The sequence below is a fragment of the Streptomyces xanthii genome (genome assembly GCF_014621695.1).
In the GTDB taxonomy this organism is placed as follows: domain Bacteria; phylum Actinomycetota; class Actinomycetes; order Streptomycetales; family Streptomycetaceae; genus Streptomyces; species Streptomyces xanthii.
This window is the reverse complement of record NZ_CP061281.1, coordinates 1,096,095-1,118,082: the sequence shown is the minus strand read 5'-3', so window position 1 is coordinate 1,118,082 and position 21,988 is coordinate 1,096,095. Positions and strand designations below refer to the sequence as shown.

Annotated in this window: 21 protein-coding genes and 1 riboswitch; of the genes, 18 read left to right on the top strand and 3 right to left on the bottom strand. The window is 71.3% G+C overall.

The window, feature by feature from the left end; translation table 11 throughout:
* Positions 1 to 72 precede the first annotated feature (72 nt).
* From IAG42_RS05350 to IAG42_RS05280, 15 genes are all read left to right on the top strand, one after another.
* Positions 73 to 1,017: an ABC transporter permease gene (locus tag IAG42_RS05350; protein WP_188335857.1), complete on the top strand. Its 945-nt coding sequence runs from the start codon at positions 73 to 75 to the stop codon at positions 1,015 to 1,017.
* A complete protein-coding gene (locus IAG42_RS05345) occupies positions 1,010 to 1,795 on the top strand; it encodes an ABC transporter ATP-binding protein (protein WP_188335856.1) in 786 nt (261 codons plus the stop codon). The genes IAG42_RS05350 and IAG42_RS05345 overlap by 8 nt, the downstream gene beginning before the upstream one ends.
* A 427-nt stretch (positions 1,796 to 2,222) precedes the next feature.
* Positions 2,223 to 3,134, top strand: a complete 912-nt coding sequence (gene hpnC, locus IAG42_RS05340) for a squalene synthase HpnC (protein ID WP_384621237.1) — start codon at positions 2,223 to 2,225, stop codon at positions 3,132 to 3,134.
* Complete coding sequence (gene hpnD / locus IAG42_RS05335) at positions 3,131 to 4,081, top strand: presqualene diphosphate synthase HpnD (RefSeq protein ID WP_384621234.1); 951 nt, start codon at positions 3,131 to 3,133, stop codon at positions 4,079 to 4,081. Before hpnC ends, hpnD begins: the two co-directional genes overlap by 4 nt.
* Positions 4,081 to 4,230 carry a hypothetical protein gene (locus IAG42_RS05330; protein WP_188335855.1) on the top strand — a complete coding sequence of 50 codons (150 nt, stop codon included), beginning with the start codon at positions 4,081 to 4,083 and terminating at the stop codon, positions 4,228 to 4,230. Before hpnD ends, IAG42_RS05330 begins: the two co-directional genes overlap by 1 nt.
* The gene (gene hpnE / locus IAG42_RS05325) at positions 4,227 to 5,615 is read left to right on the top strand and encodes a hydroxysqualene dehydroxylase HpnE (protein ID WP_188335854.1); all 1,389 of its coding nucleotides are present in this window, start codon (positions 4,227 to 4,229) and stop codon (positions 5,613 to 5,615) included. Before IAG42_RS05330 ends, hpnE begins: the two co-directional genes overlap by 4 nt.
* A gap of 53 nt (positions 5,616 to 5,668) precedes the next feature.
* The gene (locus tag IAG42_RS05320; protein WP_384621226.1) at positions 5,669 to 6,736 is read left to right on the top strand and encodes a polyprenyl synthetase family protein; all 1,068 of its coding nucleotides are present in this window, start codon (positions 5,669 to 5,671) and stop codon (positions 6,734 to 6,736) included.
* A gap of 102 nt (positions 6,737 to 6,838) precedes the next feature.
* Positions 6,839 to 8,845: a squalene--hopene cyclase gene (gene shc / locus IAG42_RS05315; protein ID WP_188335853.1), complete on the top strand. Its 2,007-nt coding sequence runs from the start codon at positions 6,839 to 6,841 to the stop codon at positions 8,843 to 8,845.
* Positions 8,845 to 9,504, top strand: a complete 660-nt coding sequence (locus IAG42_RS05310) for a phosphorylase family protein (protein WP_188335852.1) — start codon at positions 8,845 to 8,847, stop codon at positions 9,502 to 9,504. Before shc ends, IAG42_RS05310 begins: the two co-directional genes overlap by 1 nt.
* 5 nt (positions 9,505 to 9,509) lie before the next feature.
* The gene (gene hpnH, locus IAG42_RS05305) at positions 9,510 to 10,532 is read left to right on the top strand and encodes an adenosyl-hopene transferase HpnH (protein ID WP_188335851.1); all 1,023 of its coding nucleotides are present in this window, start codon (positions 9,510 to 9,512) and stop codon (positions 10,530 to 10,532) included.
* Positions 10,533 to 10,539: 7 nt separating this feature from the next.
* Positions 10,540 to 11,706 carry a flavodoxin-dependent (E)-4-hydroxy-3-methylbut-2-enyl-diphosphate synthase gene (gene ispG, locus IAG42_RS05300; protein ID WP_188335850.1) on the top strand — a complete coding sequence of 389 codons (1,167 nt, stop codon included), beginning with the start codon at positions 10,540 to 10,542 and terminating at the stop codon, positions 11,704 to 11,706.
* Positions 11,707 to 11,739: 33 nt separating this feature from the next.
* Entirely contained in the window at positions 11,740 to 13,629 is a 1,890-nt protein-coding gene (gene dxs / locus IAG42_RS05295) for a 1-deoxy-D-xylulose-5-phosphate synthase (RefSeq protein ID WP_188335849.1), read from the top strand.
* The gene (locus IAG42_RS05290) at positions 13,626 to 15,011 is read left to right on the top strand and encodes an aspartate aminotransferase family protein (protein ID WP_188335848.1); all 1,386 of its coding nucleotides are present in this window, start codon (positions 13,626 to 13,628) and stop codon (positions 15,009 to 15,011) included. The genes dxs and IAG42_RS05290 overlap by 4 nt, the downstream gene beginning before the upstream one ends.
* A 130-nt stretch (positions 15,012 to 15,141) precedes the next feature.
* On the top strand, positions 15,142 to 15,768 hold the full coding sequence (locus IAG42_RS05285; protein ID WP_188335847.1) for a helix-turn-helix domain-containing protein: 627 nt from the start codon (positions 15,142 to 15,144) through the stop codon (positions 15,766 to 15,768).
* 10 nt (positions 15,769 to 15,778) lie between these two features.
* Entirely contained in the window at positions 15,779 to 15,943 is a 165-nt protein-coding gene (locus IAG42_RS05280; RefSeq protein WP_188335846.1) for a DUF6126 family protein, read from the top strand.
* Positions 15,944 to 15,952: 9 nt separating this feature from the next.
* On the opposite strand, the gene IAG42_RS05275 is transcribed toward IAG42_RS05280, so the two are convergent.
* Positions 15,953 to 16,750, bottom strand: a complete 798-nt coding sequence (locus tag IAG42_RS05275; protein ID WP_188335845.1) for a tyrosine-protein phosphatase — start codon at positions 16,748 to 16,750, stop codon at positions 15,953 to 15,955.
* 379 nt (positions 16,751 to 17,129) lie between these two features.
* A riboswitch (cyclic di-AMP (ydaO/yuaA leader) is annotated at positions 17,130 to 17,312 on the top strand.
* 3 nt (positions 17,313 to 17,315) lie between these two features.
* On the opposite strand from IAG42_RS05275, the gene IAG42_RS05270 reads away from it, so the two are divergent.
* Positions 17,316 to 18,047, top strand: coding sequence for a M23 family metallopeptidase (locus IAG42_RS05270; RefSeq protein ID WP_188335844.1), 732 nt, complete (start codon positions 17,316 to 17,318; stop codon positions 18,045 to 18,047).
* A 160-nt stretch (positions 18,048 to 18,207) separates the two neighbouring features.
* Positions 18,208 to 18,990, top strand: a complete 783-nt coding sequence (locus tag IAG42_RS05265; RefSeq protein ID WP_394811275.1) for an SGNH/GDSL hydrolase family protein — start codon at positions 18,208 to 18,210, stop codon at positions 18,988 to 18,990.
* Between the two features lie 32 nt (positions 18,991 to 19,022).
* Here the strand turns inward: IAG42_RS05265 and IAG42_RS05260 are convergent, their stop codons facing one another.
* Both IAG42_RS05260 and IAG42_RS05255 read right to left on the bottom strand, forming a co-directional pair.
* On the bottom strand, positions 19,023 to 19,304 hold the full coding sequence (locus IAG42_RS05260; protein ID WP_188335842.1) for a hypothetical protein: 282 nt from the start codon (positions 19,302 to 19,304) through the stop codon (positions 19,023 to 19,025).
* 93 nt (positions 19,305 to 19,397) lie between these two features.
* Positions 19,398 to 20,021 carry a TetR/AcrR family transcriptional regulator gene (locus tag IAG42_RS05255; RefSeq protein WP_188335841.1) on the bottom strand — a complete coding sequence of 208 codons (624 nt, stop codon included), beginning with the start codon at positions 20,019 to 20,021 and terminating at the stop codon, positions 19,398 to 19,400.
* Positions 20,022 to 20,311: 290 nt separating this feature from the next.
* On the opposite strand from IAG42_RS05255, the gene IAG42_RS05250 reads away from it, so the two are divergent.
* Positions 20,312 to 21,907: an APC family permease gene (locus tag IAG42_RS05250; RefSeq protein ID WP_188335840.1), complete on the top strand. Its 1,596-nt coding sequence runs from the start codon at positions 20,312 to 20,314 to the stop codon at positions 21,905 to 21,907.
* The last annotated feature ends 81 nt before the right edge of the window (positions 21,908 to 21,988 follow it).

The following is a 21,988-nucleotide window of genomic DNA, read 5'->3' as shown; positions in this document are numbered from 1 at the left end:
GGGCCGAACCCGGTCCCTGGCTCCCGCCCATGCCCCACCAGGCTGCGCTTTTGAAGACGAAAGTTTCCCCTTGTGAGTGAGACAACGCATGACGGCGGTGTCGCGGTGAGCGCGGCCCCGTCGCCCGACGACGGGCTCTCCCCTGCCGAGCTCGCCGCCAAGTACGGCTTGTCCGTGAGCGGGGCCCGCCCCGGTCTGAACGAGTACGTACGGCAGCTGTGGGGCCGGCGGCACTTCATCCTCGCCTTCTCGCAGGCGAAGCTGACCGCCCAGTACAGCCAGGCCAAGCTCGGCCAGGTCTGGCAGGTGGCGACCCCGCTGCTGAACGCCGCGGTCTACTTCTTCATCTTCGGACTGCTGCTCGGTGCCCGTAAGGGCATCCCGCACGACATCTACGTGCCCTTCCTGGTCACCGGCGTCTTCGTCTTCACGTTCACGCAGAGCTCGGTGATGGCGGGCGTGCGGGCGATCTCCGGCAACCTGGGCCTCGTGCGGGCGCTGCACTTCCCGCGGGCCTCGCTGCCGATCTCGTTCGCGCTCCAGCAGCTCCAGCAGCTGTTGTTCTCGATGATCGTGCTGGTGCTGATCATGCTGGGCTTCGGGATCCTCCCGGGCCTGTCATGGCTCCTGGTGGTGCCCGCGCTGGCCCTCCAGTTCGTGTTCAACACCGGCCTCGCGCTGATCTTCGCGCGGGCGGGCGCCAAGACGCCGGACCTGGCGCAGCTGATGCCGTTCGTGATGCGTACGTGGATGTACGCGTCCGGCGTCATGTTCAGCATCCCGGCGATGCTCGAAGGCAAGAAGGGCGTCCCGTCCTGGGTCGGCGACGTCCTGCAGTGGAACCCGGCCTCCATCTACATGGACCTGATCCGCTACGCGTTCATGCGGGCGGACGGCTACGGGTCCGCGTACCTGCCCCCGCACGTGTGGGCGTTCGCGGCCGGCTGGGCGGTCCTCTTCGGTGTCGTGGGCTTCGTCTACTTCTGGAAGGCAGAGGAGCGGTACGGCCGTGGCTGATCTCGACAAGACGCAGGACGCCCGCGTCCCCACGGTGATCGCGGACGAGCTGCACATCGTCTACCGCGTCAACGGCGCGAAGACCGGCAAGGGCAGCGCCACCGCGGCGCTCAGCCGCATCCTGAAGCGGGGCGAGGAGCGGGGCGTGCGCAAGGTGCACGCCGTGCGCGGCGTCTCCTTCACCGCCTACCGCGGCGAGGCGATCGGCCTGATCGGCTCGAACGGCTCGGGCAAGTCGACCCTGCTGCGCGCCATCGCGGGTCTCCTGCCGGCCGAGAAGGGCAAGGTCTACACCGACGGCCAGCCTTCGCTGCTCGGCGTGAACGCGGCCTTGATGAACGACCTCACGGGCGAGCGGAACGTGATCCTCGGCGGTCTCGCGATGGGCATGTCCCGCGAGCAGATCAAGGCGCGCTACCAGGAGATCGTCGACTTCTCGGGCATCAACGAGAAGGGCGACTTCATCACCCTGCCGATGCGGACCTACTCGTCCGGCATGGCGGCGCGCCTGCGCTTCTCCATCGCGGCGGCCAAGGACCACGACGTCCTCATGATCGACGAGGCGCTGGCCACGGGCGACCGCAAGTTCCAGAAGCGCTCCGAGGCCCGCATCCGCGAGCTGCGCAAGGAGGCCGGCACCGTCTTCCTGGTGAGCCACAACAACAAGTCGATCCGCGACACCTGCGACCGCGTCCTGTGGCTGGAGCGCGGCGAGCTGCGGATGGACGGACCGACGGACGAGGTGCTCAAGGAGTACGAGAAGTTCACCGGTAAGTGAAGCTTCTCAACCCTGTCGCCGTCGCACGCGTCATCACAGGCCCCACCGGTGTTCACCCGGTGGGGCCTGCGATATGTCTGCAGTTGCCAACTATGTGGCGATCAAGGTCAAGGCCGGGTCAACTTCCCTGCCCCGGAGGAATCTTGGCCACGATCGGTGTGTTGTTGTGATGCGCGGAATGCCCCGTCGTGGCACGTCGCGTTGTACAACGTAAGCTGTACCGGTGCCGATTCGCGGCAAGTGGGGCGATAATACGCGGCACCCCGGACCGGAGGGGGAGAGCTCGCCGTGCGGGAGGCCGGGCGGCGTGTCCGAAATAGGATGTATTGGGTCCGCAGTGTAGAACGGGAGATGTGACGGCAATGGCTACGGAAACTGTCCAGCTCCACGAGGCTCTCGCCGTCCTCGCGGAAGCGGGCCGCACCCGGTGACCGCATCCCCCCGCGTGCGCCCGGAAGCCGTGCAGGCCCCGCAGGACGCGACGCTCGCCAAGGCCGCCGACGAGAACTTTCCGGTGGCCCCCTTCTTCCTGCCCCGCGCCTGGCGCGACGACCTGATGGCCGTCTACGGCTTCGCGCGCCTCGTCGACGACATCGGCGACGGCGACCTCGACCCCGGCGGCGCCGACGCCCGCCACCTGGGCGTGCCACCCGAAAAGGCGCACGACCCGCTGGTGATGCTGGACGCCTTCGAGGCCGACCTCGCGCGCGTCTTCGACGGGACCCCGCACCACCCCCTGCTGCGCGCCCTGCAGCCCACCGTCCGGCGCCGCTCCCTCACCCCCGAGCCCTTCCTCGGCCTCGTGCGGGCCAACCGCCAGGACCAGCTCGTCAGCCGCTACGAGACCTGGGACGAGCTGCTCGCCTACTGCGAGTTGTCCGCGAACCCCGTGGGCCGGCTCGTGCTCGCCATCACCGGCACCGCGACCCCCGAGCGCATCCGCAGGTCCGACGCCGTCTGCACCGGGCTGCAGATCGTCGAGCACCTGCAGGACGTCGCCGAGGACCTCGGCCGCGACCGGATCTACCTGCCGGCCGAGGACATGCGCCGGTTCCACGTCCAGGAGGCGGATCTCGCGGCGCCGAGCGCCGGCGCATCGGTGCGCGCCCTGGTCGCGTACGAGGCGGAACGCGCCCGTGAGCTGCTGAATGAAGGCACCCCCCTGGTGGGTAGCGTCCCCGGCAGGCTGAAGCTGCTGCTGGCCGGGTTCGTGGCCGGGGGGAAGGCGGCGGTGCACGCGATCACCGACGCTTCGTACGACGTCCTGCCCGGACCGCCCAGGCCCAATCGACTCCGTCTGCTGCGCGAGGCGGGAGCCACTCTGCGAGGAGAGGGGTGAGCAAGGCCGTGGAGTCTGACCAGCAGATGTCGGCACCGGTGCTCGCCGCATACAGCTACTGCGAGACCGTCACGGGCCGGCAGGCCCGCAACTTCGCCTACGGCATCCGACTGCTGCCGACCGCGAAGCGCCGCGCCATGTCCGCCGTGTACGCGTTCTCGCGCCGCGTCGACGACATCGGCGACGGCACGCTGGCGCCCGAGGTGAAGGCGCAGCGGCTCGACGAGACCCGGGCCCTGCTCGCCCGGATCCGCGACGGCGAGGTCGCCGAGGACGACACCGACCCGGTGGCCGTCGCGCTCGCGCACGCCGCGCACCGCTTCCCGATCCCGCTCGGCGGGCTCGACGAGCTGATCGACGGCGTCGTCATGGACCTGAACGGCCAGACGTACGAGACCTGGGACGACCTCAAGGTCTACTGCCGCTGCGTCGCCGGGGCGATCGGGCGGGTCTCCCTCGGCGTGTTCGGCACCGAACCGGGGGCGCGCGGAGCCGAGCGGGCGCCCGAGTACGCCGACACGCTCGGTCTCGCGCTCCAGCTCACCAACATCCTCCGGGACGTGCGCGAGGACGCCGCCGACGGGCGCACCTACCTGCCCGCCGACGACCTCGCCAAGTTCGGCTGCTCCGCCGGGTTCGACGGGCCCACCCCGCCGCCCGGCTCGGACTTCGCGGGCCTCGTCCACTTCGAGGTGCGGCGCGCCCGCGCTCTGTTCGCCGAGGGCTACCGGCTGCTGCCCATGCTCGACCGCCGCTCCGGCGCCTGCGTCGCCGCGATGGCCGGCATCTACCGGCGGCTGCTCGACCGCATCGAGCGCGACCCCGAGGGCGTCCTGCGCGGCCGCGTCTCGCTGCCCGGCCGCGAGAAGGCCTACGTCGCCGTGCGCGGCCTGTCCGGACTCGACGCGAGAACCGTCTCGCGCGCCGCCCTGCGGGGGCGCGCCTGATGAGCACTCCGCGACCCGGCACCCGGCCGGCCCCCGGCGCCCCGCGCAAGCGGCGCGCAACCCTCCACCGCGACCCGGCGTCCCAGCAGGCGACGGTCCGCCGCGCGGACACCGCACCCGCCGCGGCCGTCGAGGGGGAGGGCGCATGAGTGAGACCCACAGGCGCAGCGCGGTCGTCGTCGGCGGCGGACTCGCCGGAGTCACCGCCGCGCTCGCCCTCGCCGACGGCGGCATGGACGTCACGCTCCTCGAAGGGCGCCCCCGGCTCGGCGGGCTCGCCTTCTCCTTCAAGCGCGGCGACCTCACCATCGACAACGGCCAGCACGTGTACCTGCGCTGCTGCACCGCGTACCGCTGGTTCCTCGACCGCATCGACGCCACCGCGCTCGCGCCGCTCCAGGACCGGCTCGACGTCCCCGTGCTCGACGCCGACCGGGGCCGGCTCGGCCGGCTGCGCCGCTCCGGGCTGCCCGTGCCGCTGCACCTCGCGAAGAGCCTCGCCACGTACCCGCACCTGTCCCTGGCCGAGCGGGCCAAGGTCGGCCGTGCCGCGCTCGCCCTCAAGGCCCTCGACCCGCTGGACCCGGCGCTCGACACCCAGGACTTCGGCTCCTGGCTCGCCGCGCACGGCCAGTCGCCGCGCGCCGTCGAGGCGCTCTGGGACCTCGTCGGCGTAGCGACCCTGAACGCGGTGGCGGGCCAGTCCTCGCTCGGCCTCGCCGCGATGGTCTTCAAGACCGGTCTGCTGTCGGAGAACGGCGCCGCCGACATCGGCTGGGCGCGCGTGCCCCTCGGCGAACTCCACGACACCCTGGCCCGCAAGGCGCTGGACGCCGCCGGTGTGCGCATCGCCCTGCGCACCCGTGTCAGCTCCGTCTCCCGCACGCAGGACGGGCGGTGGGCGGTCGAGGTGCCCGAAGGCCCGGACGCCTCGGGCGAGGTCCTCGACGCCGACACCGTCGTGCTCGCCGTGCCCCAGCGCGAGGCCCACGACCTGCTGCCCGACGGCGCGCTGGACGCCCCCGAGCGGCTGCTCGGCATCGGCACCGCGCCGATCCTCAACCTGCACGTCGTCTACGGCCGCAAGGTGCTCAAGCAGCCCTTCTTCACGGCGCTCGGCTCGCCCGTGCAGTGGGTCTTCGACCGTACCGAGGCCTCCGGGCTCACCGAGGGTCAGTATCTGGCGATCTCGCAGTCCGCCGCCCAGGACGAGATCGACGAACCCGTCGCCGTGCTGCGCGAGCGCTATCTGCCCGAGCTGGAGCGGCTGCTGCCCGCCGCCCGCGGCGCCAAGATCCACGACTTCTTCGTGACCCGGGAGCGGACCGCCACCTTCGCGCCGGCCCCCGGCGTCGGCGCGCTGCGGCCGTCGGCCCGCACCAAGGCCCCCGGCCTCTACCTGGCCGGCGCGTGGACCGCCACCGGGTGGCCCGCGACCATGGAAGGCGCGGTGCGCAGCGGTGTCAGCGCCGCCGACGCGGCCCTCGCCGCCCTCGACCGCCCCCGCGGCCATCTGTTCCGGGAGGCGGCGTGAGCATCGAACTTCCCACGGCGCAAGCGCCGACACCTGTACAACAAGGAGAGACTGTGCCACCTGTGCCCTCGGCCGAAGCGGCTGCCGACGCGGTGGACGTGACCGCGCTTCTGGAGCGCGGCCGAACGCTGGCCACGCCGGTGCTCAAGGCGGCCGTCGAGCGCCTCGCCCCGCCCATGGACACCGTCGCCGCCTACCACTTCGGGTGGATCGACGCCGCGGGCAACCCGTCCGACGGGGACGGCGGCAAGGCCGTGCGCCCCGCGCTCGCCGTGCTGTCGGCACAGGCCGCCGGAGCCGCCCCCGAGGTCGGCGTCCCCGGCGCCGTCGCCGTGGAACTGGTCCACAACTTCTCGCTGCTGCACGACGACCTGATGGACGGCGACGAGCAGCGCCGCCACCGGGACACCGTGTGGAAGGTGCACGGCCCGGCCCAGGCGATCCTCGTCGGCGACGCCCTGTTCGCGCTGGCCAACGAGGTGCTCCTCGAGCTGGAGACCGTCGACGCGGGCCGCGCCACGCGCCGCCTCACCACCGCCTCCCGCGCCCTGATCGACGGTCAGGCGCAGGACATCAGCTACGAGCACCGCGAGCGCGTCACCGTCGAGGAGTGCCTGGAGATGGAGGGCAACAAGACGGGCGCCCTGCTCGCCTGCGCCTCCTCCATCGGCGCGGTCCTCGGCGGCGCCGACGACGCCACCGCCGACGCCCTGGAGAAGTACGGCTACCACCTGGGCCTCGCCTTCCAGGCCGTCGACGACCTGCTCGGCATCTGGGGCGACCCCGAGTCGACCGGCAAGCAGACCTGGAGCGACCTGCGCCAGCGCAAGAAGTCGCTGCCCGTCGTGGCCGCGCTCGGCGCGGGCGGCCCGGCCTCCGAGCGGCTCGGCGAGATCCTCGCCGCCGACGCCAAGAACGTCGACTTCGACACCTTCACCGAGGAGGACTTCGCCGCCCGCGCCGCCCTCATCGAGGAGGCCGGCGGACGCGAGTGGACCGCCGAGGAGGCCCGGCGCCAGCACGCCGTCGCCCTCGAAGCCCTGGACACGGTCCAGATGCCCGCCTCGGTGCGCGCGCAGTTCGCCGCGCTCGCCGACTTCGTCGTCGTACGGAAGAGATGATCGCCATCGGCTCCATATAGCTCGCAGTCGCCGGCCGGTGTTCCACCGGGGCATCGGCCGACGGTTACCCAGCATTCAGCTCCACTGCGTGAAGGGATAGCCATGACAGCGACGACCGACGGAAGCACCGGAGCGCCCGCTCCCGAGGCGACCGCGGCCACCACCGCCCCCGCGGGGGCGACGCCCGACGCGGCAGGGGCACGGGCCGCCGCCGGACGAGCCATACAGCGTGCCACCGAGTTCCTGCTCGCCCGGCAGGACGAGCGGGGCTGGTGGAAGGGCGACCTCGACACCAACGTGACGATGGACGCCGAGGACCTGCTGCTCCGCCAGTTCCTCGGCATCCGCGACCGGGCCGTCACGGAGGCCGCCGCCCTCTTCATCCGCGGCGAGCAGCGCGAGGACGGCGCCTGGGCCACTTTCTACGGCGGCCCCGGCGACCTCTCCGCCACCGTCGAGGCCTACGTCGCCCTGCGCCTGGCCGGCGACGAGCCGGAAGACCCCCACATGGCCAGGGCGTCCGCGTGGGTCCGCGAGCGCGGCGGCATCGCGGCCAGCCGCGTCTTCACCCGCATCTGGCTGGCCCTGTTCGGCTGGTGGAAGTGGGACGACCTGCCCGAACTCCCGCCCGAGCTCATCTACTTCCCGAAGTGGATGCCGCTCAACATCTACGACTTCGGCTGCTGGGCCCGGCAGACCATCGTCCCGCTCACCATCGTGTCCGCGAAGCGTCCGGTGCGGCCCGCGCCCTTCCCGCTCGACGAGCTGCACACCGACCCCCGCAACCCGAACCCCCGCAGGCCCCTGGCGCCCGTGGCCAGTTGGGACGGCGCCTTCCAGCGCCTCGACCAGCTCATGCACGGCTACCGGAAGGTGGCCCTCAAGCCGCTGCGCAAGGCCGCGATGAACACGGCGGCCCGCTGGATCATCGAGCGGCAGGAGAACGACGGCTGCTGGGGCGGCATCCAGCCCCCGGCCGTCTACTCCGTCATCGCCCTGCACCTGCTCGGCTACGACCTCGACCACCCCGTCCTCAAGGCCGGCCTGGAGTCCCTGGACCGGTTCGCGGTGTGGCGCGAGGACGGGGCCCGGATGATCGAGGCCTGCCAGTCGCCCGTATGGGACACCTGCCTGGCGACCATCGCGCTCGCCGACGCGGGACTGCCCGCCGACCATCCGGCGCTCGTCAAGGCCGCCGGCTGGATGCTGGACGAACAGATCGACCGGCCCGGTGACTGGTCGGTGCGAAGGCCCCGACTGGAGCCCGGCGGCTGGGCGTTCGAGTTCCACAACGACAACTACCCCGACATCGACGACACCGCCGAGGTCGTCCTCGCCCTGCGCCGGGTGAACCACCCCGACCGGCCGCGCCTGGAGAAGGCGATCGAGCGCGGCGTGCGCTGGAACCTGGGCATGCAGTCGAAGAACGGCGCGTGGGGCGCCTTCGACGTCGACAACACCAGCCCGTTCCCCAACCGGCTGCCGTTCTGCGACTTCGGCGAGGTCATCGACCCGCCGTCCGCCGACGTCACCGCGCACGTCGTCGAGATGCTCGCCGTCGAAGGCCGCACCCGGGACCCGCGCACCCGCCGCGGCATCCAGTGGCTCCTCGCCGAACAGGAGGCGAACGGCGCCTGGTTCGGCCGCTGGGGCGTCAACTACGTCTACGGCACCGGGTCCGTCGTGCCCGCCCTCGTCGCCGCGGGCCTGCCGAAGACGCACCCCGCGATCCGCCGCGCGGTCGCCTGGCTGGAGTCGGTGCAGAACGAGGACGGCGGCTGGGGCGAGGACCTGCGTTCGTACCGATACGAGGACTGGAAGGGCCACGGCGTCTCCACCGCCTCGCAGACCGGCTGGGCGCTCCTCGCGCTCCTCGCGGCCGGCGAGAGGGACTCCAAGGCCGCCGAGCGCGGCGTCGCGTTCCTCGCCGACACCCAGACGGAGGACGGCACCTGGGACGAGCCGTACTTCACCGGCACCGGATTCCCCTGGGACTTCTCGATCAACTACCACCTGTACCGGCAGGTCTTCCCGCTGACCGCGCTCGGCCGGTACGTCCACGGAGAACCGTTCACGGACCGCGCCGCGGCCCCGGCCGAGGGGAGCTGATGACCGAGCACCCGGCGGCCGCACCCCCGCCGGACACCGTGCCGCTGCTCATCGCCTGCGCGCTGGGCATCGAGCACCTCGCCCTGCGCACCGGCGGCGCACGGATCCCGGCCACGGTCCTGCGCACCGGCATGGGCCCCCGGGCCGCCGAACGCGCCACCGGCAGGGCGCTCGCGGGCGCGGACCTGCGCGAGGCCGCCGTGCTCGCCACCGGGTTCTGCGCGGGGCTCGCCCCCGGCATGCACCCCGGCGACCTCGTCGTCGCCGAGGAGACCCGGGACCCGTACGGCAGCACGGCCTGTGTGGGTACCGAGCTGCTGGTGAAAGAGCTGGTCAGGGCCGTGCCCGGGCGGACCGTGCACACGGGGCCGCTGATCGGCTCCGACCATGTGGTGCGCGGCCCCGAGCGCGGAGACCTGCTGGCCACCGGCGCGATCGCCGTCGACATGGAGTCCGCGGCCACGCTGCGCACGGCGGCCGCGACCGGGCCCGCGGAGGGCCGCCCGGTTGCGGCCGTCCGGGTGGTCGTGGACTCTCCAGAACATGAACTCGTCCGGATCGGCACGCTTCGCGGTGGACTATCGGCTTTCCGTGTCCTTCGTGCCGTCCTTCCCGCTTTTTTCGAATGGCACCGTTCTTTGTTGCTCCCCCGGAGGTGAGCCAGATGGCCATGCCGCTCCGTCAGTCCATCAAGGTTGCGACGTATCTCGCTGAACAGAAGATCCGCAAGCGGGACAAGTTCCCGCTCATCGTCGAGCTGGAACCCCTCTTCGCGTGCAACCTCAAGTGCGAGGGCTGCGGCAAGATCCAGCACCCGGCCGGTGTGCTCAAGCAGCGCATGCCGGTGGCGCAGGCCGTCGGCGCGGTCCTGGAGTCCGGTGCCCCGATGGTCTCCATCGCCGGTGGCGAACCCCTGATGCACCCTCAGATCGACGAGATCGTGCGCCAGTTGGTGGCCAAGAAAAAGTACGTCTTCCTGTGCACCAACGCGATGCTGCTGCGCAAGAAGATCGACAAGTTCACGCCCTCGCCCTACTTCGCTTTCGCCGTGCACATCGACGGGCTCCGGGAGCGCCACGACGAGTCCGTGGCCAAGGAGGGTGTCTTCGACGAGGCCGTCGAGGCGATCAAGGAGGCCAAGCGGCGCGGCTTCCGGGTCACCACGAACTCGACCTTCTTCAACACGGACACCCCGCAGACCATCATCGAGGTGCTCAACTTCCTCAACGACGACCTCAAGGTCGACGAGATGATGATCTCGCCCGCCTACGCCTACGAGAAGGCTCCCGACCAGGAGCACTTCCTCGGCGTCGCGCAGACCCGCGAACTGTTCAAGAAGGCCTTCGCGGGCGGCAACCGGCGCCGCTGGCGGCTCAACCACTCACCCCTGTTCCTCGACTTCCTCGAGGGCAAGGTCGACTTCCCGTGCACCGCGTGGGCGATCCCGAACTACTCCCTGTTCGGCTGGCAGAAGCCCTGCTACCTGATGAGCGACGGCTACGTGCCCACGTACCGCGAGCTCATCGAGAAGACCGACTGGGACGCGTACGGACGCGGCAAGGACCCGCGATGCGCCAACTGCATGGCGCACTGCGGCTACGAGCCGACCGCGGTCCTCGCGACCATGGGCTCCCTGAAGGAGTCCCTGCGCGCGATGACCGAGACCGTCGCCGGGAACCGTGGGTGACGGCGCCGTGAGCACCGGAGAGCCCGTCTCACTGGGCCTCCCCGAGGTACCGGCCCGACCGGTCGCCGAGCGGCGCGTGAGCCGCCGGATCCAGGTCGGGCCGGTGGCCGTGGGAGGCGGCGCACCCGTGTCCGTGCAGTCGATGACGACGACCCGGACCTCGGACGTCGGGGCCACGCTGCAGCAGATCGCCGAACTGACCGCCGCCGGCTGTCAGATCGTGCGCGTCGCGTGCCCCACTCAGGACGACGCGGACGCGCTCGCGACCATCGCGCGCAAGTCGCAGATCCCCGTGATCGCGGACATCCACTTCCAGCCGAAGTACGTGTTCGCCGCGATCGACGCCGGATGTGCGGCGGTTCGCGTCAACCCCGGCAACATCAAGAAGTTCGACGACCAGGTCAAGCAGATCGCACGCGCCGCCTCGGAGGCCGGCACGCCGATCCGGATCGGCGTGAACGCGGGCTCTCTGGACCGCCGCCTGCTCCAGAAGTACGGCAGGGCGACGCCCGAGGCGCTCGTCGAGTCGGCGCTGTGGGAGGCGTCCCTGTTCGAGGAGCACGGCTTCCGCGACCTGAAGATCTCGGTGAAGCACAACGACCCGGTCGTCATGGTCAACGCCTACCGGCAGCTGGCGGCCTCCTGCGACTACCCGCTCCACCTCGGCGTGACCGAGGCAGGACCGGCGTTCCAGGGCACCATCAAGTCGGCCGTCGCGTTCGGAGCGCTGCTGAGCGAGGGCATCGGCGACACGATCCGGGTCTCGCTGAGCGCGCCGCCGGTCGAGGAGATCAAGGTCGGCAGCCAGATCCTGGAGTCGCTCGGGCTGCGCCCGCGCCGCCTGGAGATCGTCTCCTGCCCCTCCTGCGGCCGCGCCCAGGTCGACGTGTACAAGCTCGCCGACGAGGTGACCGCCGGGCTCGACGGCATGGAGGTCCCCCTGCGGGTGGCCGTCATGGGCTGCGTCGTGAACGGGCCGGGCGAGGCCCGCGAGGCGGACCTGGGCGTCGCGTCCGGCAACGGCAAGGGACAGATCTTCGTCAAGGGCGAGGTCGTCCGGACGGTCCCCGAGTCGAAGATCGTCGAGACGCTCATCGACGAGGCGATGAAGATCGCCGAACAGATGGAGAAGGACGGCGTCGCGTCGGGCCCGCCCGACGTCACCGTGAGCTGAGGTCTTGAGTACGGACGGGAAGGGGGCTCGAGCGTGACGATTCTGGAGAACATCAGGGGACCGCGCGACCTGAAGGCGCTGAGCGAGGAGGAACTCGACGAACTGGCCGCGGAGATCAGGGAGTTCCTGATCCACGCGGTCGCGAGAACCGGCGGCCATCTGGGACCCAACCTGGGCGTGGTGGAGCTGACCGTCGCCCTGCACCGGGTCTTCGAGTCGCCCGTCGACAAACTCGTGTGGGACACCGGACACCAGAGCTACGTCCACAAGATCCTGACGGGCCGCAAGGACTTCTCCAAGCTGCGCGGCAAGGGCGGCCTGTCCGGCTACCCGTCCCGCGAGGAGTCCGAGCACGACATCGTCGAGAACTCGCACGCCTCGACCGCGCTCGGCTGGGCCGACGGGCTGGCCAAGGCGCGGCAGGTCCAGGGCGAGCACGGGCACGTCGTCGCGGTCATCGGCGACGGCGCGCTGACCGGCGGCATGGCCTGGGAGGCGCTGAACAACATCGCCGCCGCCAAGGACCGCCCGCTGATCATCGTCGTCAACGACAACGAGCGCTCCTACGCGCCCACCATCGGCGGCCTCGCCAACCACCTCGCGACCCTGCGGACCACCGACTCGTACGAGAAGGTCCTCGCCTGGGGCAAGGACGTGCTGCTGCGCACGCCCGTCGTCGGGCACACAGTGTACGAGTCGCTGCACGGCGCGAAGAAGGGCTTCAAGGACGCGTTCGCGCCGCAGGGCATGTTCGAGGACCTGGGCCTGAAGTACGTGGGGCCGATCGACGGGCACGACGTGGGCGCCGTCGAGTCCGCGCTGCGCCGCGCGAAACGCTTCCACGGGCCCGTCCTCGTGCACTGCCTCACGGAGAAGGGCCGCGGCTACGAGCCGGCGCTCGCCGACGAGGCCGACCGCTTCCACACCGTCGGCGTCATGGACCCGCTGACCTGCGAACCGCTCGCCCCCTCCAACGGCCCGTCCTGGACCTCGGTGTTCGGCGACGAGATCGCCCGGATCGGCAAGGAGCGCGAGGACGTCGTCGCGATCACCGCGGCGATGCTGCACCCCGTCGGCCTGACCAAGTTCGCCGAGCAGTTCCCCGACCGGGTCTGGGACGTGGGCATCGCCGAGCAGCACGCCGCCGTCTCGGCCGCCGGGCTCGCCACGGGAGGGCTGCACCCGGTCGTCGCCGTCTACGCGACGTTCCTCAACCGCGCCTTCGACCAGGTCCTCATGGACGTGGCCCTGCACAAGTGCGGGGTGACGTTCGTGCTCGACCGGGCCGGTGTCACCGGTGTGGACGGCCCCTCGCACAACGGCATGTGGGACATGTCGATGCTCCAGGTCGTGCCCGGCCTCCGGATCGCCGCGCCGCGCGACGCCGACCAGTTGCGCGCCCAGCTGCGCGAGGCGGTCGCCGTGGACGACGCGCCGACCGTGCTGCGCTTCCCGAAGGAGTCGGTGGGCCCGTCGGTGCCGGCCGTCGACCGGATCGGCGGCCTCGACGTCCTGAGCCGGGACACGGAGGCGCGCGTGCTGCTCGTCTCCGTGGGCGTCATGGCGCCGGTCTGCCTCCAGACAGCGGACCTCCTCCGGGCGCGCGGCGTCGGCTGCACCGTCGTGGACCCGCGCTGGGTCAAGCCCGTCGATCCCGACCTCCCCCCGCTGGCGGCGGAGCACGACCTGGTCGCCGTCGTGGAGGACAACAGCCGCAGCGCGGGCGTCGGCGCGGCGATCGCGCTCGCGCTCGGGGACGCCGAGGTCGACGTGCCCGTACGGCGGTTCGGGATCCCCGAGCAGTTCCTGGCCCACGCCAAACGCGGCGAGGTGCTGGCCGACATCGGTCTGACCCCCGTCGAGATCGCGGGCCGGATCGGTACGAGTCTCGGCCTCAAGGCCGGCAAGGAGAACGACGCATGAGCAAGGAGTTCGACCTCGGCACGCTGCTCGCCGAGCGCGGCGCCGAACGGTACGAGCTGCACGCCAGGTACCTCAACCACCAGCTGCCGAAGATGCTCCACACCATCGGCTTCGACAAGGTCTACGAGCGGGCCGAGGGCGCGCACTTCTGGGACGCCGAGGGCCACGACTACCTGGACATGCTCGCCGGGTTCGGCGTCATGGGCCTCGGCCGCCACCACCCCGTGGTGCGCAAGGCGCTGCACGACGTGCTCGACGCCTCGCTCGCCGACCTCACCCGGTTCGACTGCCAGCCGCTGCCGGGGCTGCTGGCCGAGAAGCTGATCGCGCACAGCCCGCACCTGGACCGGGTGTTCTTCGGCAACAGCGGCACCGAGGCCGTCGAGACCGCCCTGAAGTTCGCCCGGTACGCGACCGGCAAGCCGCGCGTCCTTTACTGCGCGCACGCCTTCCACGGCCTGACGACGGGCTCCCTCTCGGTCAACGGGGAGGACGGCTTCCGCGACGGCTTCGCCCCGCTGCTGCCCGACACCGCCGTCCCGCTCGGCGATCTCGACGCCCTGGCCCGGGAGTTGAAGCGGGGAGACGTCGCCGCCCTCATCGTCGAGCCGATCCAGGGCAAGGGCGTGCACGAGGCGCCGCCCGGCTATCTGCGCGCCGCCCAGGAACTGCTGCACAAGCACAAGGCGCTGCTCATCGCCGACGAGGTGCAGACCGGCCTCGGCCGCACCGGTGACTTCTACGCGTACCAGCACGAGGACGGGGTCGAGCCAGACCTGGTGTGCGTCGCGAAGGCGCTGTCGGGCGGCTATGTGCCGGTCGGCGCGACGCTGGGCAAGGACTGGATCTTCAAGAAGGTCTACTCGTCCATGGACCGGGTCCTCGTCCACTCGGCGAGCTTCGGCTCCAACGCGCAGGCGATGGCCGCCGGGCTCGCCGTCCTGTCCGTCATGGAGGACGACCAGATCGTCGCGAACGCCCGCGCCATGGGCGACCTGCTGTCCTCCCGGCTGGCCGCGCTGACCGACCGCTACGAGCTGCTCAGCGACGTGCGCGGGCGCGGCCTGATGATCGGCATCGAGTTCGGCCGGCCCAAGTCCCTGAAGCTGCGCAGCCGCTGGACCATGCTGCAGGCCGCCCGCAAGGGCCTGTTCGCGCAGATGGTCGTGGTGCCGCTGCTCCAGAAGCACCGGATCCTCACCCAGGTCTCCGGGGACCATCTGGAGGTCATCAAGCTGATCCCGCCGCTGGTGGTCGACGAGGCGGACGTCGAGCGGTTCGTCGAGGCGTTCACCGCCGTCATGGACGACGCGCACAGCGGGGGCGGGCTGATGTGGGACTTCAGCAAGACCCTGATCAAGCAGGCGGTGGCCAATCGGTGACCGGAGGCGGGTGACCGGGAGCAGGGACCGGCAGGGAGCGACGGGCGGCCGGTGACCGGAAACCGCGGGATTTTTTGCCTCTGAGGCAAGCAATTTGCCGGAGAGGCAGGCTTCTGGCTGAATCGTCAGCATGAGCCCTGCCTCCCCGGAGGGTACTCCGGAACCGCCGGAGCTGCCCGCCGTCGCACCCCAGTTGCGTGCCCTGCGCCGCCGCGCCTCCCTCACCCTGGAGGCCGCCGCCGGCTCCGCCGGTCTGTCCCCGGCCCATCTGTCCCGCCTGGAGACCGGGCAGCGCCAGCCCTCGCTGCCGATGCTGCTCGGACTCGCCCGGATCTACGGCACCACGGTCTCCGAGCTGCTCGGTGAGACCCCGGCCGACCGCGACGCCGTCGTCCGGTCCGCCGCCATGGAGCCCACCGAGGCCGGCGGCTGGACCTACTTCCAGGCCGGTTCCCCCGGCCGCGCCATGCAGTCGCTGCGCGTCCACGTCCCGTACGGGACCCAGGGCGACATCGTGCGGGTGCACCCGGGGGAGGAGTGGCTGTACGTCCTGGAGGGGCGGCTCAAGCTGCGCCTCGGCGACACCTCGTACCGCCTGGAGCCGGGCGACAGTGCCCACTTCGACTCGCTCACCCCGCACCGCATCGCCGCCGCGGACCGGTCCGGGGCCGAGCTGCTCTTCGTCCACACCCTGCTGCAGAGTCCGACCGCCGCCCTGTGCCTCGGCCCGGCGTCGGCTCCGATCCGAGAGGTCTGAGAGGCCCGACATGAGTGACGCGACCGAGCCCACCGACGCCCCCAAGCCCGCCGCCCGCAACATCGAGGACAAGATGCCGCGCGGCATCCTGGTGCGCGTCCTCCTCTATGTCTTCGCGGGGCACGCCTTCGCCGGGTTCATCTACCTGCTCTTCACCCTGGGCGCGAACCGGTAGCCGCAGCTGTCAGACGAGCAGGCGCTCGCGCAGCCGGTCCCGGTCGGCCGCGGTGAGCCCGAGACCCTCCGCGAAGTAGCGCTCCGTGCCGCCCCAGTGCTGCTCGATGGTCTCGAAGGCGGCGCGCAGGTACTCGGCGCGTGCGTCGAACAGCGGGCTGAGCAGCTCCATGACCTCGGGGGAGTAGGCGTCCGGGGACGTGGAGCTGCGGTGCACCTTGTAGCGGCGGTGCTTCGCGTTCGACTCCAGGTAGTCCGCCTCGATGGCCTCGCGCTCGACGCCGACCGCGAGCAGCGTCACGGCGATCGACAGACCCGCCCGGTCCTTGCCCGCCGCACAGTGCATCAGCGCGGGCACGCTGTCCTCGGCGACGGCGTGCAGCACCCGGCCGTGCTCGGCCGTGCGGTCCGTGATGATCGACCGGTACGAGTTGATCATGCGGTCCGCGGCGCGGCCCCCGGAGAGGAGCGACCGGAGCTGGTCCATGTCGCCGTCGCGGACCATCTTCCAGAACTCGGAGCCGTCCGCCGGGTCGGACAGCGGCAGGTTCACATTGCGCACCCCGGGCAGCGCGACGTCCGCGCCCTCCAGCTTCTGGTCCGCCGCGTTGCGGAAGTCGAAGATCGTGTGCAGACCGAGCCCGGAGAGGAACGCCGCGTCCTCGGCCGTGGCGTGGGCGAGGTGTCCGCTGCGGAAGAGCACGCCGGGGCGCACGCGCCGGCCGTCCACGGTGGGGAGGCCGCCCACGTCGCGGAAGTTGCGCACTCCGGTCAGCTCGGGCTCGGTGGACGGGGCGTGCTGCGTCACGGGTGCTCCTCCCGGTCGGTCACCGGCGCTGCTCGCCGGCGGGCGCGCTCCCGACGATACGACATGAATTCAGAGGGCAACCATGTGTCCGTTTTGGCCTATACGTCATTAACTGTCCGCAGATTTGCGGACGTTGTCGCCCGTCGCGTGAGCAGCGTCATATCCGTGACGGTCCGTGGTGGATCTTCCGGACGGCTTTCCCGGGAATTCCTTAGGGTAAGGCGCCGGTAAAGCGGGCGGGATAGACGCAGGGTGACGCAGGAAAGGCGTGAACGATCAAGAAAAGGCAGGTCAGAGGGAATTCGGAACTTGTCGCTTCGTTTCCTGCTGCCCTACGGTCACGTCTCATTCCGGTCGGAACGCCTAGTCCTGCCGCCGCCCGGATTCCTCACTACGACCCGTGACGGCAGGAGCGGGGGACCCACAGGCAAGAACGCCGCCCGGGAATTCCCCACAGCGGCTCGGGGTGAAGTCGTGTCCCTGTCAGGAATGGCAAGGGTGCGGCCGGACATCTCCCGTCCGAACCCGACAGCTCACCTCGCAGGCGACGGAGAGGAATCTCGTCATGCCCGCACAGGGTAAGCACCGCCGCCCGAAGTCCTTCCGTCTCGGCCGCGCCGCCGCCGTCGCCACCGTCGGTGGTGCCGCGCTCGCGCTGCCGCTGATCGGCGCCACCGGTGCGCAGGCCGCCACCGCCCAGACCTACACGGTCAAGGCCGGCGACACGCTCTCCAAGATCGCCAAGGCGGAGAACGTCGAGGGCGGCTGGAAGAAGCTCTACGCGGACAACAAGTCCGTGATCGGCTCCGACGCCGGCCTGATCAAGCCCGGCGAGAAGCTCACCCTCGGCGGCGCCGCGAAGACCACGGCCACCCAGGCGAGCACCTCCACCGCCGCCTACGTGAAGCCGGTCGACGCCACCGAGGGCACGCCGTACCACCAGAACGGCAGCATGTGGTCCAGCGGCTACCACACCGGCACCGACTTCGTCGTGCCCACCGGCACCCCGATCAAGGCCATCGCCGCGGGCACCGTCGTCTCCGCCGGCAACGGCGGCGCGTACGGCAACCAGGTCGTCATCCAGCACGCCGACGGCCACTACTCGCAGTACGCCCACCTGTCGCAGCTCGGCGTCTCGGCCGGCCAGGCCGTCTCCGCCGGCACCCAGATCGGCCTCTCCGGCGCGACCGGCAACGTGACCGGCCCGCACCTGCACTTCGAGATCCGCACCACCCCGAACTACGGCTCGGACGTCGACCCGGTCGCGTACCTGCGCGCGCACGGCGTCTCCATCTGACCCACGCGCATGATCCACACTCGGCGCCCGGATATTCCCCGGGCGCCGAGTGCTGTATCTCACCACTCGTCAACCCCTGGCTACGGTCGCGTAGGTCACAGGTCAGGGTGAAGGATGTGTGGTCGTGGCAAACGAATCGAGATCACTCAGCGGCGGCACGATTCGGTCCTATGCGGCGGTGGGGGACAGCTTCACCGAAGGCGTCGGGGACCCCGGGCCCGACGGCAGCTTCGTGGGCTGGGCCGACCGGCTCGCCGTCCTCCTCGACGACCGGGTCCCCGAGGACACGTTCCAGTACGCGAACCTGGCCGTGCGCGGCAAGCTCATCGACCAGATCGTCGAGCACCAGCTCCCCAAGGCCCTGGAGCTCGCCCCCGACCTGGTGAGCCTGGTCGCCGGCGGCAACGACATCATCCGTCCCGGTACCGACCCGGACGACGTGGCCGAGCGCTTCGAGAAGGCCGTGGCCCGGCTTTCCGAGGCCGCCGGGACCGTCCTCGTCGCCACCGGCTTCGACACCCGCGACGTGGCCGTCCTCAAGCATCTGCGCGGCAAGATCGCCACGTACAACATGCACGTGCGCGCCATCGCCGACCGGTACGGCTGCCCGGTGCTCGACCTGTGGTCCCTGCGCTCCGTGCAGGACCGCCGGGCCTGGGACGACGACCGGCTGCACCTCTCGCCGGAGGGGCACACCCGCGTCGCCCTGCGCGCCGGGCAGGTCCTCGGCGTGGACGTGCCCGCCGACCCCGAGCAGGCCTGGCCCCCGCTGCCGCCCCGCGGCACCTTCGAGGTGCGACGCGACGACATCCACTGGGCCCGCGAGTTCCTTGTGCCCTGGATCGGCCGCCGTCTGCGCGGCGAGTCCTCCGGTGATCGCGTCGAGGCCAAGGGCATCCTCGACCCGCACGCCATCAAGGCCCACCTGGAGTCGGCTTCCTGAGCCTGTGAGGTCCCGGACCTCTGCCGGCCGGGTCAGCGCGCCCGGCGTCGCGCCGCGACGGCGAGCAGCACGACGGGTGCCATGGCGACCAGCCGGCAGAGGTCCGAGACGAACCACGGTGCGCCGAGGGCTCGGGGGAGCCAGAGCAGGAAGAAAGCCCAGCCGAGCATGAACGGCAGGAGGACGCGGTACAGGCCGTGCCTGACGCGGGCCTCGGGCGGCCCGTCGGGTCGGGTGCGCAGCCCGACCGCTGCCGTGATCAGGAAGGCGGCGCCCGCGCCGCTGATTGCCCACTCCGCCCAGCCCCAGTTCAATGCTCCCCCTGACGTGAGCCGTGACGGCCCCCTGGGCCCGCCTCGGGTCGCCGTTTCGTGAGCGGTGCCGGCCGGGTGTCCGGCCGGCACTCTTCAGGCCTGGGCCGCCCGGGTCAACTCCGCCCGGTCCAGGCCCAGTTCCCGGGCCAGGGCCTCGTCCGCCCACTCCTGCGTCCGAGCCCGGGACACCGTCCCGTCGTACGCCGTCATCTGCACCGCCAGACCGTCGAGCAGCGCCGTCAGGCGCAGCGCCGCCGCCATCGGATCGGCGCACACGAACTCGCCGGCCGCGACCCCCTGTGAGATCACCTCGGCGAGCTCCGCCTTCCAGCGCCGGTCGAGCTCGCGCGTGACCTCCCGCAGCGCGTCGTCGCGCAGCGCCGCCGCCCAGCCCTCGATCCACAGCCGCCAGCCCTTGGCCTGGCCCGTCGGACCGTACCAGCGCACCGCGGCCCGCAGCCGCTTGAGCGCGCTCGTGCGGCGGCCCAGCAGCTTGCGCAGATGGGCCAGATCGCCCTCGGCGGCGTACGTGAACGCCGCCGCGACGAGCTTCTCCTTCGTCGAGAAGTGGTACAGCACCAGCGCGTTGCTCACGCCGAGTGCCGATGCCACGTCGGCGATGCGCACGGCGGCGACCCCGCGCGCCTCGATCTGCTCGATGGCGGCCCGCAGCAGCTCCTCGCGCCGCTCGGCCACGCTCAACCGGACTCTGGTCACCCGGTCACCCTAGTTGCCGTCCCGGCGAAGCGGCATCCGGGATCGCGTCAGGGCGGCTGCGGGGACCGGCTCCGGGCCGGGGTCCGGCGCCGCGTGCGCGATCGCGTCCCCAACCGCTTCGTGCACGGCTCTTGACACCCTCTCGTGGCGCGCGCCACAGTCCACCTACCCGCTCTCTACTGACTGGCCATTCAGTCAATAGCCGGTCCACGAGAAGCACCCGCGGTCTCCCCGGCCGCCCGCACCGCCCGTCCCCGACCGAGCAGTCCTGTCGTCGCCAGGAGCCCTCAGTGACCCAAGCGCCGCCCGTCCCCACGCCCCCGCCCGCCCCGGACGCCCCCGACCTCTCCGAGGGCTGGGGCGAGCAGCGTTCCCGGCTGCGCAAGGATCTGCGCCGCCTGGACGTGCTGTTCTTCCTCATCTGCACCCTCGTCGGACTCGACACGATCGGCTCCGTCGCCGCCCAGGGCCCCCAGGGCATCACCTGGATGGCGATCCTCGCCCTCGTGTTCTTCCTGCCCTACGGCCTGCTCGTCGCCGAACTCGGCTCGGCGTTCCCCGTGCAGGGCGGCCCCTACGTCTGGACCCGGCTGGCCTTCGGCCGGCTCGTCGCCGGCGTCAACCAGCTCCTCTACTGGATCTCCAACCCGGTCTGGGTGGGCGGCAGCCTGTGCATCATCGCCCTCACCACCTGGGAGGAGTTCTTCACCCCGCTGCCCGGCTTCTGGAAGTACGCGGCGGGCCTGATCTTCATCTGGGGCGGCGCCCTCGCCGTCGTGCAGTCCGTCCGCATCGGCAAGTGGGTGCCCATCGCGGGCGCCGTCGCCCGCATCGTGCTCCTCGGCTTCTTCCTCGTCTCCGTGGTGATCTTCGCCCTGGAGCACGGCGTGCACACGCTGCCCGCGGGCGAGTTCGTCCCCACGTACGCCGGGTTCGTCGCGCTCGTCCCCGTCCTCATCTTCAACTACGTCGGCTTCGAACTGCCCAGCTCCGCCGCCGAGGAGATGAAGAACCCGCGCCGCGACATCCCGCTGTCGATCCTGCGCTCCGGCCTCGCCGCCGTGCTCCTCTACGGCGGCCCGATCCTCGGCATCCTGTTCGTCCTGCCCGGAAAGGAGATCGGCAGCCTCGGCGGCTTCATCGACGCCTGCAAGGCCGTCTTCACCGTCTACGGAGGCTCCATCGCGGCCGACGGCACGGTCACCCTCACCGGTCTCGGCTCCGTGTTCGGCGCGGTCGCCGCGGCGGGTCTCATCATCGGCCTGCTGACCTCCGGAGTCACTTGGGCCATGGGCGCCCACCGCGCCCAGGCCGTGGCCTGCGCGGACGGCGCGGGGCCGGCCTGGCTCGGCCACATCTCCGAGAAGCACGGCACGCCGGTGCGGGTCAACATCCTGTCCGCCGTGCTCGCCTCGATCCTGTTCGTCGTCGCCCTGAATCTCACCGACGGGAACGGGGAGAAGTACTTCGCGGCCGGCCTGGGCCTGACGATCTGCACGACCTTCATCTCGTACGTCGTCATCTTCCCCAGCCTCGTCGTGCTGCGCCGCAAGTACCCGAACCAGCCCCGGCCCTACGCCGTGCCCGGCGGCCGGCTCGGCACCTGGATCGTCGCCGCGCTGGCCACCGGCCTCGTCGCCTTCACCGTGGTCGTGCTGATCTGGCCCGGCTTCGGCGTCGGCTGGTTCGGCACGGACGGCAACGCGGCCGACTCGCTGCCCGCGTCCTTCGCGGGCCAGCGCGCGGAGTACACCCTGAGCCAGGTCCTCCCGCTGCTCCTGTTCGTCGGCATCGGCCTTCTCTTCTACGCGTCGGGCCGCAAGGCGCGGGCGGCGCAGCGGGCCCGTGGGGAGTCGGACCGTGAGGACGTCCTGACCGGCGAGTGACATGACGGGTCGTCCGCGCACCAGGGATCCCGCCCGGCTTCGGCCGGGCGGGATCCCTTGGTGCGTCACGGGGCGTCTCGC

What these genes read in the sequence shown, in the direction of transcription:
- IAG42_RS05285 (WP_188335847.1), top strand. Translation starts at nt 15,142, where the DNA reads ATGAGCCCTGCCTCCCCGGAGGGTACTCCGGAACCGCCGGAGCTGCCC.
- IAG42_RS05270 (WP_188335844.1), top strand. Translation starts at nt 17,316, where the DNA reads ATGCCCGCACAGGGTAAGCACCGCCGCCCGAAGTCCTTCCGTCTCGGC.
- IAG42_RS05310 (WP_188335852.1), top strand. Translation starts at nt 8,845, where the DNA reads ATGACCGAGCACCCGGCGGCCGCACCCCCGCCGGACACCGTGCCGCTG.
- hpnE (WP_188335854.1), top strand. Translation starts at nt 4,227, where the DNA reads ATGAGTGAGACCCACAGGCGCAGCGCGGTCGTCGTCGGCGGCGGACTC.
- IAG42_RS05280 (WP_188335846.1), top strand. Translation starts at nt 15,779, where the DNA reads ATGAGTGACGCGACCGAGCCCACCGACGCCCCCAAGCCCGCCGCCCGC.
- IAG42_RS05330 (WP_188335855.1), top strand. Translation starts at nt 4,081, where the DNA reads ATGAGCACTCCGCGACCCGGCACCCGGCCGGCCCCCGGCGCCCCGCGC.
- shc (WP_188335853.1), top strand. Translation starts at nt 6,839, where the DNA reads ATGACAGCGACGACCGACGGAAGCACCGGAGCGCCCGCTCCCGAGGCG.
- hpnH (WP_188335851.1), top strand. Translation starts at nt 9,510, where the DNA reads ATGGCCATGCCGCTCCGTCAGTCCATCAAGGTTGCGACGTATCTCGCT.
- IAG42_RS05290 (WP_188335848.1), top strand. Translation starts at nt 13,626, where the DNA reads ATGAGCAAGGAGTTCGACCTCGGCACGCTGCTCGCCGAGCGCGGCGCC.